Consider the following 12,866-nt stretch of genomic DNA (forward strand, 5'->3'; position numbering starts at 1 on the left):
GGGGGCGGCTGCGGCCAGGATGGAGGCATGGCATACCACGTCGACTCCGAGGCCGGGCGGCTGCGCCGGGTGATCCTGCACCGGCCCGACCTCGAGCTCAAAAGGCTCACGCCCAGCAACAAGGACGCCCTTCTCTTCGACGACGTGCTGTGGGTGCGCCGGGCGCGCGCCGAGCACGACGGGTTCGCCGACGTCCTGCGCGACCGCGGGGTCGCGGTCCACCTCTTCGGCGACCTGCTCACCGAGACCCTGGAGATCCCCGAGGCCCGCGCCCTCGTCCTCGACCGGGTCTTCGACGAGAAGGAGTACGGCCCGCTCGCCACCGACCCGCTGCGGGCCGCCTTCGAGAAGCTGCCCGCCCGGGAGCTGTCCGAGGCCCTGGTCGGCGGGATGACCAAGCGGGAGTTCCTGCAGGGGCACGCGGAGCCGACCTCCGTCCGGTTCCACGTCATGGACCTCGACGACTTCCTGCTGCGGCCCCTGCCCAACCACCTCTTCACCCGCGACACCTCCGCCTGGATCTACGACGGGGTCGCCATCAACGCCATGCGCCTGCCCGCCCGGCAGCGCGAGACCGTGCACTTCGAGGCGATCTACCGGCACCACCCGCTCTTCCGCGACGAGACGTTCCGCGTCTGGTCCCAGGGGCAGGCCGACCACCCCTCCACCATCGAGGGCGGCGACGTGCTGGTGATCGGCAACGGCGCCGTGCTCATAGGGATGAGCGAGCGCACCACCCCGCAGGCCGTGGAGATGCTGGCGCACAAGCTGTTCGCGGCGGGCTCCGCGCGCACCATCGTCGCGCTCGACATGCCCAAGCGGCGCGCCTTCATGCACCTCGACACGGTGATGACCATGGTCGACGGCGACACCTTCACCCAGTACGCCGGGCTCGGCATGCTGCGCTCGTACACCATCGAGCCGGGGGTCGGCGAGCGGGAACTGAAGGTCACCGACCATCCGCCGGAGCACATGCACCGCGCGATCGCCGCCGCGCTCGGCCTCGGGGAGATCCGGGTGCTGACCCCGACGCAGGACGTGCACGCGGCCGAGCGGGAGCAGTGGGACGACGGCTGCAACGTCCTCGCGGTCGAGCCCGGTGTCGTCGTGGCCTACGAGCGCAACTCCACCACCAACACCCACCTGCGCAAGCAGGGCATCGAGGTGATCGAGATCCCGGGCAGCGAGCTGGGCCGGGGCAGGGGCGGTCCGCGGTGCATGAGCTGCCCCGTCCAGCGGGATGCGGTGTGACCGAGGGGACTCGGGACGGCTGTATATAAATGCCGGAGGTCGTATAGAATTCCAGAGTCAGTCCACCCGTACCCCTGGAGCGCCCCCATGGCGACAGTCCCGACCGCCCTCGCCGGCCGCCACTTCCTCAAAGAGCTGGATTTCACCGGTGAGGAGTTCCGCGGCCTGGTCGAGCTGGCCGCGGAGCTGAAGGCCGCCAAGAAGGCCGGGACCGAGACGCAGACCCTGCGCGGCAGGAACATCGCGCTGATCTTCGAGAAGACCTCGACGCGCACCCGCTGCGCGTTCGAGGTCGCCGCCGCCGACCAGGGCGCCCGCACCACCTACCTCGACCCCTCCGGCTCGCAGATCGGGCACAAGGAGTCCGTGAAGGACACCGCCCGCGTCCTCGGCCGGATGTTCGACGCCATCGAGTACCGGGGCGACAGCCAGGCCAAGGTCGAGGAACTGGCCGCCCACGCCGGCGTGCCCGTCTACAACGGCCTCACCGACGACTGGCACCCCACCCAGATGCTCGCCGACGTGCTCACCATGACCGAGCACAGCGGCAAGCCGCTGAACGAGATCGCCTTCGCCTACCTGGGCGACGCCCGCTTCAACATGGGCAACTCCTACCTCGTCACCGGCGCCCTGCTCGGCATGGACGTCCGCATCGTCGCCCCGAAGTCCTACTGGCCCGCCCAGGAGGTCGTGGACCGGGCCCAGGAGCTCGCAGGGCCGAGCGGCGCCCGGATCACCCTCACCGAGGACCTCGCCGGCGGCGTGGCGGGCGCCGACTTCGTCGCCACCGACGTCTGGGTGTCCATGGGCGAGCCGAAGGAGGTCTGGGACGACCGGATCGGCGCGCTCGCGCCGTACGCCGTGACGATGGACGTGCTGCGGGCCACCGGCAACCCGGACGTGAAGTTCCTGCACTGCCTGCCCGCCTTCCACGACCTCGGCACCAAGGTCGGGCGGGAGATCTTCGAGCGCCACGGCCTGACCTCCCTGGAGGTGACCGACGAGGTGTTCGAGTCCGCGCACTCCGTCGTCTTCGACGAGGCCGAGAACCGCCTGCACACCATCAAGGCCGTGCTGGTCGCCACGCTGGCCTGACCCGAATTATCCTGAGCGGCGGCCCGGAGCCACCCCTTCCGGTCCGCCGCCGCGACCGACCCCGGCCGCCCGCACCACCAGAAACGAGCACCACCCGCATGCCCGCTCCCCGCATCAAGTCCCCCGCCGCGCTCATCGCCGAATCCGGCGCCGACCGCGAAGGCCACGGTCTGCGGCGCACGATGGGCCTCTTCCAGCTCATCTGCTTCGGCGTCGGCGCCATCGTCGGCACCGGCATCTTCGTCGGCCTCTCCGACTCCGTCGCCCAGGCCGGCCCGGCCGTCGTCGTCTCCTTCGTCCTCGCCGCGATCACCTGCGTCTTCACCGCCTTCTCCTTCGCCGAGCTGGGCGGCGCGATCCCGGTCTCCGGCTCTTCGTACTCCTTCGCCTACGCCGGCCTCGGCGAGTCCACCGCCTTCCTGGTCGGCTGGTGCCTGCTGCTGGAGTACGGCGTCTCCATCTCCGCCGTCGCGGTCGGCTGGAGCCAGTACGTCAACGAGCTGCTGCACAGCCTCACCGGCCTCCAGCTCCCGCAGGCCCTGTCCGCCGGGCCCGGCGACGGCGGGATCATCAACCTCCCGGCCGTGATCGTCATCGCCATGGCCTCGGTGCTGCTGGTGCGCGGGGTGCGCGAGAGCGCCCGGGCCACGGCCGTCATGGCCGCGGTGAAGCTCGTCATCCTGCTGGCCTTCTGCGCCGTCGGCTACAGCGCCTTCAAGGACGGCAACCTCACCCCGTTCTCCCCGGCCGGCCTCGGCGGCATCGGCGCCGGCACCACGGCCGCGTTCTTCTCCTACATCGGCTTCGACGCGATCACCACCGCCGGCGAGGAGGCGAAGAACCCCCGCCGGGACATCCCGGTCGCGATCATGGTCTGCATGGGCATCGTGACGCTGCTGTACTGCGCGGTCGCGCTCGCCGCGATCGGCGCCATCGGCGGCCGGCAGGTCGCCGGCCGTCCCGCCGCGCTGTCGTACGTCGTCAACGAGGTCACCGGCTCCGCCGTCGGCGGCGGTGTCATCGCCTTCGGCGCGGTCATCGCCATCGCCTCGGTCGTCCTCGCCGTGATGTACGGCCAGACCCGCATCCTGATGTCGATGTCCCGGGACGGACTGATCCCGCGCGTCTTCGAGAAGGTCTCGCCGCGCACCTCCACCCCGGTGGCCGGCACGCTGATCGTCGCCGTCGTCTTCGCCGTCCCGGCGGCCTTCGCCTCCCTCGACGCGGTGATGAACCTGTGCACCGTCGGCACGCTCGCGATCATGGCCGTCGTGAACATCGCGGTGATCGCCCTGCGCCGCCGCGAACCGGGCCTGAACCGCAGCTTCCGGGCGCCGCTGTACCCCGTCGGGCCGCTGCTCGGGGTCGGCTTCTGCCTGTACCTGATGTACGAGACCGGCTGGCGGACCTGGATCCAGTTCGCCGTGTTCCTCGCGGTCGGCCTGCTGGTCTACGCCGCCTACGGCCGCCGGCACTCCACGCTGGGCCGGACGGCCCCCGGGGTCACAGCGGACGCCGCTGACCCGGAATTGCAGGCAGTTTGAACCACACCGCCTTGCCCGTCGGGGTCGGGCGGTGACCGCAGGACGAGCTGAGGGCGCGGATCAGCAGCAGCCCGCGCCCGCCCTCCTGCCAGACGTCGGGCTCCTCGATCACCGGACGGGTCAGATGGCCGGGCGGCGCCGGGTCCGCGTCGTGCACCTCGACCTGGCAGCCGGTCGGCTTCAGCTCCACCACCAGCTCTATCGGGCCGCGCCCGGCGGTGTGCTCCACCGCGTTGGCCACCAGCTCCGCCGTCAGCAGCTCGGCCGTGTCGCAGTCGGCCGGGTGCTCCACCTCGGCCAGAGCCGTCCGGACCAGGGCGCGCGCCACGGGCACCGCCGCGGTGGTGTGCGGCAGCGCGATGCGCCAGGAGGCAGCGCAAAGGGGCGTCACGAAGTGACCCGATGAGGGGTGGTGGTCGGGCGACGGGCGGGCGGGGCGTTCGTGCAAGGCGAGTCCGTTCATGGAGCAGGTTGTCCTGCTTTCGACTGTAGGAATGGTACGGGCCCGGCCACGGAAGCCGTCGTCGGGCACCGCACGGGGCCGGCCTCCGGCCCCGCCACCGGGCGGCCTACCCGGGCGAACGCCCCGCCTCCCGCACCGGTGCCCCTTGTTACGGCGCCGTGGCCGATCGGTGACGCAACGGACGGGACCGGGCCGGACCGGGAACATGCTGTCGCGCCATCGTGACGACGGTCACGAACAGGTGATAGCTTCGGGGGAGAGCAACGTGAGGCACGCCCCCCTAGGAGGCCGCACGTCATGAGTCCCTTCACCGGCTCCGCCGCCCCCACCCCGCACTGGGAGCACCTGCGGGTCCAGCGCGCCGACGGGGTCGCCACCGTCACCCTCGCCCGCCCCGACCGGCTCAACGCCCTCACCTTCGGCGCCTACGCCGACCTGCGGGACCTGCTCGCCGAGCTGTCCCGGGAACGCTCGGTCCGCGCCCTGGTGCTGGCCGGCGAGGGCCGCGGCTTCTGCTCCGGCGGCGACGTCGACGAGATCATCGGCGAGACCCTGTCCATGGACACCGCCCGGCTGCTCGACTTCAACCGGATGACCGGCCAGGTGGTGCGGGCGATCAGGGAATGCCCGTTCCCGGTGGTCGCGGCCGTCCACGGCGTGGCGGCGGGCGCGGGCGCGGTCCTCGCCCTGGCCGCCGACTTCCGCGTCGCCGACCCCTCGGCCCGCTTCGCCTTCCTCTTCACCCGGGTCGGCCTGTCCGGCGGCGACATGGGCGCGGCCTACCTCCTGCCGCGCGTCGTCGGCCTCGGCCACGCCACCCGCCTGCTGATGCTGGGCGAACCGGTCCGGGCCGCCGAGGCCGAGCGCATCGGCCTGATCAGCGAACTGGCGCCCGAGGGCCATGCCGACGAGGCGGCCGCCGCCCTGGCCCGCCGGCTGGCCGACGGCCCCGCCCTGGCCTACGCCCAGACCAAGGCCCTCCTCACCGCCGAGCTGGACATGCCGCTGGCGGCGGCCGTCGAACTCGACGCCTCCACCCAGGCGCTGCTGATGAACGGCGAGGACTACGCCGAGTTCCACGCGGCGTTCACCGAGAAGCGCCCGCCGAAGTGGCGCGGGAGGTGACATGAAGGTCGCCGTGATCGGCGGCGGTCCCGGCGGCCTGTACGCCGCGGCCCTGCTCAAGCGCCTCGACCCCACCCGGGAGATCACCCTCTGGGAGCGCAACGCCCCCGACGACACCTTCGGCTTCGGCGTCGTCCTCTCCGACGAGACACTCGGCGGCATCGAGCACGCCGACCCGGTGGTCTACCAGGCCCTCCAGCGCGAGTTCGTGCGGTGGGACGACATCGACATCGTGCACCGCGGCGTACGGCACCGCTCCGGCGGCCACGGATTCGCCGCGCTCGGCCGCCGCCGCCTCCTGCGGATCCTGCACGAGCGCTGCCGCTCCCTCGGCGTCGACATACGGTTGTGCGAGCAGGCTCCCGAGGCCGGCCTGCTCGCCGCCACCCACGACCTGGTCATCGCCGCCGACGGGGTGCACAGCACCACCCGCGCGGCACGCGCCGGGGCGTTCCGCCCCCAGGTGACCGAGCACCGGTGCCGCTACATCTGGCTCGCCGCCGACTTCCCCTTCGACGCCTTCCGCTTCGAGATCGCCGAGACCGAGCACGGCGTGATGCAGCTCCACGGCTACCCCTATGCCCACCCGTCTCCCGACCACCACCCCTCAACGAGGCCCTGCGGGCCGCCGCATGCATCAGGCGCCTCCACCGTCATCGTCGAGATGCGCGAGGAGGTGTGGCGGGCGGCGGGCTTCGACGAACTCGGCACCCGGGAGACCATCGACCGCTCGGCCAAGATCTTCGCCGAGGCGCTGCGCGGCCGCCCCCTGCGCTCCAACGACTCCGCCTGGACCACCTTCCGCACCGTGGTCAACGCGCACTGGTCGGACGGCAACGTCGTCCTCCTCGGCGACGCGGCCCACACCGCGCACTTCTCCATCGGCTCCGGCACCAAGCTCGCCGTCGAGGACGCCCTCGCCCTGGCGGCCTGCCTGGAGGAACAGCCGGACGTCCACGCGGCGCTGGCCGCCTACGAGGAGGAGCGCAAACCCGTCGTCGCCTCCACGCAGCGGGCCGCCCGGGCGAGCCTGGAGTGGTTCGAGAACCTGGACCTCTACCTCGGCCAGCCGCCCCGCCAGTTCGCCTTCAACCTCCTCACCCGCAGCCGCCGGGTCACCCACGACAACCTGCGGCTGCGGGACGCCCACTTCACCGGGGCCGTGGAGCGCGCGTTCGGCTGCCCGCCCGGCACGCCCCCGATGTTCACCCCGTTCCGGCTGCGAGGCCTGACCCTGCGCAACCGGGTCGTGGTGTCCCCGACGGACCTGTACCGCGCGGCCGACGGCCTCCCCGGCGACTTCCACCTCGTCCACCTGGGCGCCCGCGCCCTCGGCGGGGCCGGCCTGGTGATGACCGAGATGGTCTGCGTGAGCCCCGAGGGCCGGATCACCCCCGGCTGCACCGGCCTGTGGACCGGCCGCCAGGCCGAGGCGTGGCGGCGCGTCACCGACTTCGTGCACACGAACGCGCCCGGCACCGCGATCGGCGTCCAGCTCGGCCACTCCGGCCGCAAGGGCTCCACCAAGCTGATGTGGGAGGGCATGGACGAGCCGCTGCCCGAGGGCAACTGGCCGCTCGTCGCCGCCTCCCCGCTGCCCTACAAGCCGGACGGCCAGACTCCGCGGGAACTCACCCGCGCCCAGCTGACGGACATACGCGAGCAGTTCATCGCCTCCGCCGTCCGGGCCGCGCGGGCCGGCTTCGACCTGCTCGAACTGCACTGCGCGCACGGCTACCTGCTCTCCGGCTTCCTCTCCCCGCTCACCAACCGGCGCACCGACGCCTACGGCGGCTCGCTGGACAGGCGCCTGCGCTTTCCCCTGGAGGTCTTCGACGCCGTACGCGCGGTGTGGCCCGCCGAGCGGCCCATGACCGTGCGCGTCTCCGCCACCGACTGGGCCGAGGGCGGCACCACCGCCGAGGACGCGGTCGCCATCGCCCGGGCCTTCGCCGCGCACGGCGCCGACGCGATCGACGTCTCGACCGGGCAGGTGGTGGCCGAGGAGCGGCCGGAGTTCGGGCGGTCGTACCAGACGCCGTTCGCCGACCGCATCCGGCACGAGGCCCGCGTCCCGGTGATCGCCGTCGGCGCGATCTCCTCCTGGGACGACGTCAACTCCCTCATCCTGGCCGGGCGCACCGACCTGTGCGCACTGGCCCGGCCGCACCTGTACGACCCGAACTGGACCCTGCACGCGGCCGCCGAGCAGGGCTACGAAGGGCCCGGCGCCGTATGGCCGGCGCCCTACCGGGCCGGCAGCCGCCGCCCGCGCACCGGACGCACGGACGCCCCCAAACCCCGCCTGACACTCGGCCGTTGACCGCCGGCCGGTTCCGTCTGGTGTACTCGGTCGCAGCGCAGGCGGACGGAGAACTCATGGGCGTGCTGTACGACTACTTCCACGCGGCCGACCGGGCCACGGCGGTCGACCGGGCGATCGGACCCGGTGGCGGCGGGCCGGCGGCGCGGTCCCTGGACGAGGCCGGCGCGGACTGGTTCGACGCCAAGGGCATGGACCCGAACGTCGTGCTCGGCAAGCTCGTCGGCTTCGCCCAGGGCATCCCGTTCGGCAGCGTCGCCGAGCCCGAGATGGTCTGGCCCGACCCGGTCGCCTGGCCCTACGGCCGGCAGGCGCCGCCGGGGGTCGCCTCCCCCTGGGACACGGGGCTGGTGCTGCAGGAACTGCCCGACGGCTGGCGGGACACCCTCGCGGCGGTCGACGAGGAGGCGGAGCCCATGCTCGCGCTGCAGTGGTACGACATCGAGGAGGTCCGGTTCGCCGACTTCCTCGACGCGCAGGCCGCCGTCCGCCTGTTCGTCGGCCTGGCCCGCCGCGCCGGGGCCGCCGGGGCGAGCCTGTACTGCCGCTGCACCGTGTGAACGCCCCCTGTCGTCAGGCCGCCGCGCCCACGAACTCGGCCCCGGCGTCCCGCAGCCGCTCGTGCAGGCCCCGGAACACCTCCGCCGAGCGGGCGCCGGGCCAGCCGGCGGGAAGCAGGCGGGCCGGCAGGCCGGGGTCGGTGTACGGCAGGTGGCGCCAGGAGTCCAGGGCGAGGAGGTAGTCCCGGTAGGCCTCCTCGGGCGGGGTGTCCGCGCGGTGCTCCCAGGCGCCGAGGACGGGGGCGTGGGCGTCCAGGAAGCGTTCGTGCTCCTTGGCGATCGCGGCCAGGTCCCACCAGCGGGAGACGGCCTCGGCCGTGGGGGCGAAGCCGAGGTGCTCGCCGCGGAAGAGGTCGACGTACGGGTCGAGGGCGAGGCGGCGCAGGGTGTGCCGCGTCTCCTCGTACAGCCGGGCCGGGGCGATCCACACCCCGGGCGCCGCCGTGCCGAAGCCCAGGCCGGCCAGCCGGGAGCGCAGCAGGTGCCGCTTCTGCCGCTCCGACTCGGGCACGGAGAACACCGCCAGGACCCAGCCCTCGTCCTCGGGGGGCGTCGTGGCGTAGACGCGGCGGTCGCCGTCGTCCAGCAACTGGACCGCCTCGGGGGAGAGCGCGTAGCCGGCCGCGCCGGACCCGGTGCGGGCGGGCAGCAGCAGGCCGCGGCGTTTGAGCCGGGACACCGAGGAGCGTACGGACGGCGCGTCCACGCCGACCGCGGCCAGGAGCCGGATCAGCTCGGCGACGGGCACCGGGCCGGGCACGAAGCGGCCGTACGCGCCGTAGAGCGTGACGATGAGGGACCTGGGGGCGTGCTGCTCGGACACGTTGATCATTTTAGGTCGTCGGCATCACTGCCGGTCACCCGCGGTGCGCAGCCGGAACCGCTGCAGCTTGCCGGTGGCCGTGCGGGGGAGCGCGTCGAGGAAGACGAACGCGCGGGGGCACTTGTACGGGGCCAGTTCGGCGGTCAGGAAGGCGCGCAGCGCGTCCGGGTCGCGGGCGGCCCCCTCCCTGAGGACCGTGTACGCCACCACCACCTGTCCGCGCGCCTCGTCCGGGCGGCCGACGACCGCCGTCTCCACCACGTCGGGGTGGCGCAGCAGCGCGTCCTCGACCTCCGGTCCGGCGATGTTGTACCCGGCGGAGATGATCATGTCGTCGGCGCGGGCGACGTAGCGGAAGTAGCCGTCGACGTCGCGGACGTAGGTGTCGCCGGTGATGTTCCAGCCGCCCCGCACGTACTCCCGCTGCCGCGGGTCGGCGAGGTAGCGGCAGCCGACCGGGCCGCGCACCGCGAGCAGGCCCGGCTCGCCGTCGGGCACCGGCTCGCCGTGCGCGTCCTGGACGCGCGCCTGCCAGCCCGGCACCGGGACGCCCGTGGTGCCGGGCCTGATGTGCTCGTCGGCGGCGGAGACGAAGATGTGCAGCAGTTCGGTGGCGCCGATGCCGTTGATGACGCGCAGCCCGGTGCGCTCGTGCCAGGCCCGCCAGGTGGCCGCGGGCAGGTTCTCGCCGGCCGACACGCACCGTCTGAGGGACGACAGGTCGTGGCCGTCGAGCGTGTCGAGCATCGCCCGGTAGGCGGTCGGCGCGGTGAACAGCACGGAGACCCGGTGCGCGGCGATCGCGGGCAGCAGCTGCCGGGGGCCGGACTGCTCCAGGAGCAGGGCGCTCGCGCCGGCCCGCAGCGGGAAGATCACCAGGCCGCCGAGCCCGAAGGTGAAGCCGAGCGGGGGACTGCCGGCGAACACGTCGTCGGCGTGCGGGCGCAGCACGTGGCGGGAGAAGGTGTCGGCGACGGCGAGCACGTCCCGGTGGAAGTGCATGCAGCCCTTGGGGCGGCCCGTGGTGCCGGAGGTGAAGGCGATGAGGGCGACGTCGTCGTCGGCGGTGGCGACCGCGGGGTAGGGGGCGTCCGGGGCCGGGCGGCGCAGCAGGTCGTCGGGCGCGTCGCCGCCGTAGGTGGTGAGGGAGAGGCCCGGTATCTCGGCCTTCGCCAGGTCGTCGACCGCCCGTATGTCGCACAGGGCGTGCCGGACCCGGGCGATCCCGCACAGGGTGGCCAGCTCGTGCGGGCGCTGCTGGGCCAGCACGGTCACCGCGACCGCGCCCGCCTTCAGCACGGCCAGCCAGCAGGCGGCCAGCCACGGGGTGGTGGGGCCGCGCAGCAGAACGCGGTTGCCGGGGACGACGCCCAGGTCACCGGTGAGGACGTGCGCGATGCGGTCGACGCGGGCCCGCAGCTCGCCGTAGGTCCAGGTGCCGTCCGGGGTGTGGAAGGCCGGGCGGCCGGGGTCGGCGTGGCCGAGGAGCTCGGCGGCGCAGTTCAGCCGTTCGGGGTAGCGCAGCTCCGGCAGGTCGAAGCGCAGTTCGGGCCATGTGTCCGGCGGCGGGAGGTGGTCGCGCGCGAAGGTGTCGACATGGGCGGAGACGTGCATGGCGGTTCGCCCCCAATGCCGTGACAGGCGTCGAGACGGGCGTCCTGGTGCGCTCGTGGATCGAGCGTATCGTGTTGGTGACGGCAGTCAACTGTCCGCGATAACCTCCGGAGTGACGGGGAGGGCCGACGGGAGCCGCCCCGGAGGGAGGACCGGCAGTGCCCGCATTCTCACTCGAACCCGAACAGACGGCCTGGTGCGCCGAACTGCGCCGGCTGGCCGCCGAACGGCTGCGCCCGGCGGCGGAGAAGGGCGAGCCCGGCCGGGTCGACCGGCCCCTCCTCGCCGAACTCGGCCACCTCGGCCTGCTCGCCCGCCTGTTCGACTCGGGCGCCCTGGACCTCTGCCTGATGCGCGAGTCCCTGGCGCAGGTCTGCACCGAGGCCGAGACCGCCCTCGCCCTGCAGGGCCTGGGCGCCCACCCGGTCCACGCCCACGGCACCCCCGCCCAGCACGCCCGCTGGCTCCCGGGCGTCACGAACGGCACGCTGGTGGCGGCCTTCGCCCTCAGCGAGCCGGGCGCGGGCTCCGACGCGGCGGCACTGTCCCTCCTCGCGGAACCGGAGGGAGCGCGGGACGGCGGGCCGGGCGGCCCCGGGCGCTGGCGGCTCACCGGGGAGAAGTGCTGGATCTCCAACGCCCCCGAGGCCGACTTCTACACCGTCTTCGCCCGGACCACTCCCGGCGCCGGGGCGCGCGGGGTGACCGCGTTCCTCGTGCCCGCCGACCGGCCCGGCCTGACGGGCCGTGCCCTGGAGATGCTGTCCCCGCACCCCATCGGGTCCCTCGACTTCGACGGCGTGCCGGTCACGGAGGACGACGTGCTCGGCGAGGTCGACCGGGGCTTCGCCGTCGCCATGGGCACCCTGAACCTCTTCCGGCCCAGCGTCGGCGCGTTCGCGGTCGGCATGGCCCAGGCGGCACTCGACGCCACGCTCGCGCACACCGGCCGGCGGGAGGCCTTCGGCGGGCCGCTCAGCGCCCTCCAGGCCGTCTCCCACCAGGTCGCCGAGATGGCACTGCGCACGGAGGCGGCCCGGCTGATGGTGTACGCGGCGGCGACCGCGTACGACCAGGGCGCCCCCGGCGTCCCCGGCCGCGCCGCGATGGCCAAGCTGCTGGCCACGGAGACCGCCCAGTACGTCGTCGACACCGCCGTCCAGCTGCACGGCGCCCGCGCCCTGCGCCGCGGCCACCTGCTCGAACACCTCTACCGCGAGGTGCGCGCCCCACGGATCTACGAGGGCGCCAGCGACGTCCAGCGCGGCATCATCGCCAAGGAGCTGTACGCCCGGCAACGTGAGAGGGAGACCCGGTGACGACCGAGCGCGTCAACCCGCCCGACCTGTCCCCGCCCACCGGCTTCTCGCACGCCGTCGTCGCGTCCGGCACCCGGCTGGTGTTCCTGGCCGGGCAGACCGCCCTCGACGCCGACGGCAAGGTCACCGGCGCCACCCTGCCCGAGCAGTTCGAGACGGCGCTCACCAACCTGCTCACCGCCCTGCGCGCGGCCGGGGGCGCCCCCGCCGACCTCGCCCGCGTCACCGTCTACGCCACCGACGTCGCCGCCTACCGCACCCACGCCGCCCGGCTGGGCCGGATCTGGCGGCACCTGGCCGGGCGGGACTACCCGGCGATGGCGGTCGTCGAGGTCGTACGCCTCTGGGACGAGCGGGCACTCGTCGAGCTGGACGGGTTCGCCGTCCTGCCGTGAGGCCCGCGCGGCGGGCGCGGGACGACCAGCGGGAGACACCCCGTGTCGGCGCCGTCGCCCTGCTGTGCGCCGTCGCCGGCCCGGCCGCGGCCCGCCCGTCCGGCACGGACACCGTGACCGCCGACGCCCTGGGCCGCGTCACCGGGACGGCGGCCCCGTCTTCGTCGGCTCCTCGATCAGCCGGGGCGACGGCCGGGTCACGTACGGCATCGGCGGCACCGGGGCCGTCCGCGACGGCGCCACGCACCGCTGGGAGGACTCCGGCACCGTCCCGCCGAAGCCCTTCGCGGCCGGCACGGCCCACGTGCGGGCCACGGTCGCCGAACTGCGCGCGGACGGCGTCCTGTCGGGGCT

The 12,866-nt window shown here is 73.8% G+C and carries 11 protein-coding genes and 1 pseudogene; 9 read left to right on the forward strand and 3 right to left on the reverse strand.

Going from position 1 to position 12,866, the window contains the following annotated elements; translation table 11 throughout:
- Nucleotides 1–27: 27 nt before the first annotated feature.
- The 3 genes from AQJ66_RS00370 (at nucleotide 28) to AQJ66_RS00380 (ending at nucleotide 3,890) form a co-directional block, all read left to right on the forward strand.
- Nucleotides 28–1,251: an arginine deiminase gene (locus AQJ66_RS00370; protein ID WP_061914598.1), complete on the forward strand. Its 1,224-nt coding sequence runs from the start codon at nucleotides 28–30 to the stop codon at nucleotides 1,249–1,251.
- Between the two features lie 87 nt (nucleotides 1,252–1,338).
- The gene (gene argF, locus AQJ66_RS00375; RefSeq protein WP_061914601.1) at nucleotides 1,339–2,346 is read left to right on the forward strand and encodes an ornithine carbamoyltransferase; all 1,008 of its coding nucleotides are present in this window, start codon (nucleotides 1,339–1,341) and stop codon (nucleotides 2,344–2,346) included.
- Nucleotides 2,347–2,444: 98 nt separating this feature from the next.
- Entirely contained in the window at nucleotides 2,445–3,890 is a 1,446-nt protein-coding gene (locus AQJ66_RS00380) for an amino acid permease (RefSeq protein ID WP_061914604.1), read from the forward strand.
- Here the strand turns inward: AQJ66_RS00380 and AQJ66_RS00385 are convergent.
- Nucleotides 3,850–4,353: an ATP-binding protein gene (locus AQJ66_RS00385; protein WP_079059996.1), complete on the reverse strand. Its 504-nt coding sequence runs from the start codon at nucleotides 4,351–4,353 to the stop codon at nucleotides 3,850–3,852. The two genes, AQJ66_RS00380 and AQJ66_RS00385, sit on opposite strands and share 41 nt — an antisense overlap.
- Before the next feature lie 297 nt (nucleotides 4,354–4,650).
- Between AQJ66_RS00385 and AQJ66_RS00390 the strand changes: the two genes are divergently transcribed.
- From AQJ66_RS00390 to AQJ66_RS00400, 3 genes are read left to right on the forward strand one after another with little or no spacing between them, the layout of a single operon-like run.
- A complete protein-coding gene (locus AQJ66_RS00390) occupies nucleotides 4,651–5,478 on the forward strand; it encodes an enoyl-CoA hydratase family protein (protein WP_061914607.1) in 828 nt (275 codons plus the stop codon).
- A gap of 1 nt (nucleotide 5,479) precedes the next feature.
- Entirely contained in the window at nucleotides 5,480–7,801 is a 2,322-nt protein-coding gene (locus AQJ66_RS00395) for a bifunctional salicylyl-CoA 5-hydroxylase/oxidoreductase (RefSeq protein WP_061914610.1), read from the forward strand.
- Nucleotides 7,798–8,361: a hypothetical protein gene (locus tag AQJ66_RS00400; RefSeq protein ID WP_061914613.1), complete on the forward strand. Its 564-nt coding sequence runs from the start codon at nucleotides 7,798–7,800 to the stop codon at nucleotides 8,359–8,361. Before AQJ66_RS00395 ends, AQJ66_RS00400 begins: the two co-directional genes overlap by 4 nt.
- 13 nt (nucleotides 8,362–8,374) lie before the next feature.
- Here the strand turns inward: AQJ66_RS00400 and AQJ66_RS00405 are convergent, their stop codons facing one another.
- Both AQJ66_RS00405 and AQJ66_RS00410 read right to left on the reverse strand, forming a co-directional pair.
- Nucleotides 8,375–9,193 (reverse strand): PaaX family transcriptional regulator, encoded by an 819-nt coding sequence (locus AQJ66_RS00405; RefSeq protein WP_061914616.1) that lies wholly within the window; start codon nucleotides 9,191–9,193, stop codon nucleotides 8,375–8,377.
- A 15-nt stretch (nucleotides 9,194–9,208) separates the two neighbouring features.
- On the reverse strand, nucleotides 9,209–10,798 hold the full coding sequence (locus tag AQJ66_RS00410; protein WP_061914618.1) for an AMP-binding protein: 1,590 nt from the start codon (nucleotides 10,796–10,798) through the stop codon (nucleotides 9,209–9,211).
- Nucleotides 10,799–10,956: 158 nt separating this feature from the next.
- On the opposite strand from AQJ66_RS00410, the gene AQJ66_RS00415 reads away from it, so the two are divergent.
- From AQJ66_RS00415 to AQJ66_RS40905, 3 genes and pseudogenes are all read left to right on the forward strand, one after another.
- Nucleotides 10,957–12,117: an acyl-CoA dehydrogenase family protein gene (locus AQJ66_RS00415; protein ID WP_061914621.1), complete on the forward strand. Its 1,161-nt coding sequence runs from the start codon at nucleotides 10,957–10,959 to the stop codon at nucleotides 12,115–12,117.
- Entirely contained in the window at nucleotides 12,114–12,512 is a 399-nt protein-coding gene (locus tag AQJ66_RS00420) for a RidA family protein (RefSeq protein WP_061914624.1), read from the forward strand. Before AQJ66_RS00415 ends, AQJ66_RS00420 begins: the two co-directional genes overlap by 4 nt.
- 64 nt (nucleotides 12,513–12,576) lie before the next feature.
- Nucleotides 12,577–12,840 (forward strand): annotated as a pseudogene (locus AQJ66_RS40905) (DUF6299 family protein); the annotation flags it as partial.
- Nucleotides 12,841–12,866 lie beyond the last annotated feature (26 nt).

Origin of the sequence: Streptomyces bungoensis (genome assembly GCF_001514215.1) — a bacterium.
Lineage (GTDB): Bacteria > Actinomycetota > Actinomycetes > Streptomycetales > Streptomycetaceae > Streptomyces > Streptomyces bungoensis.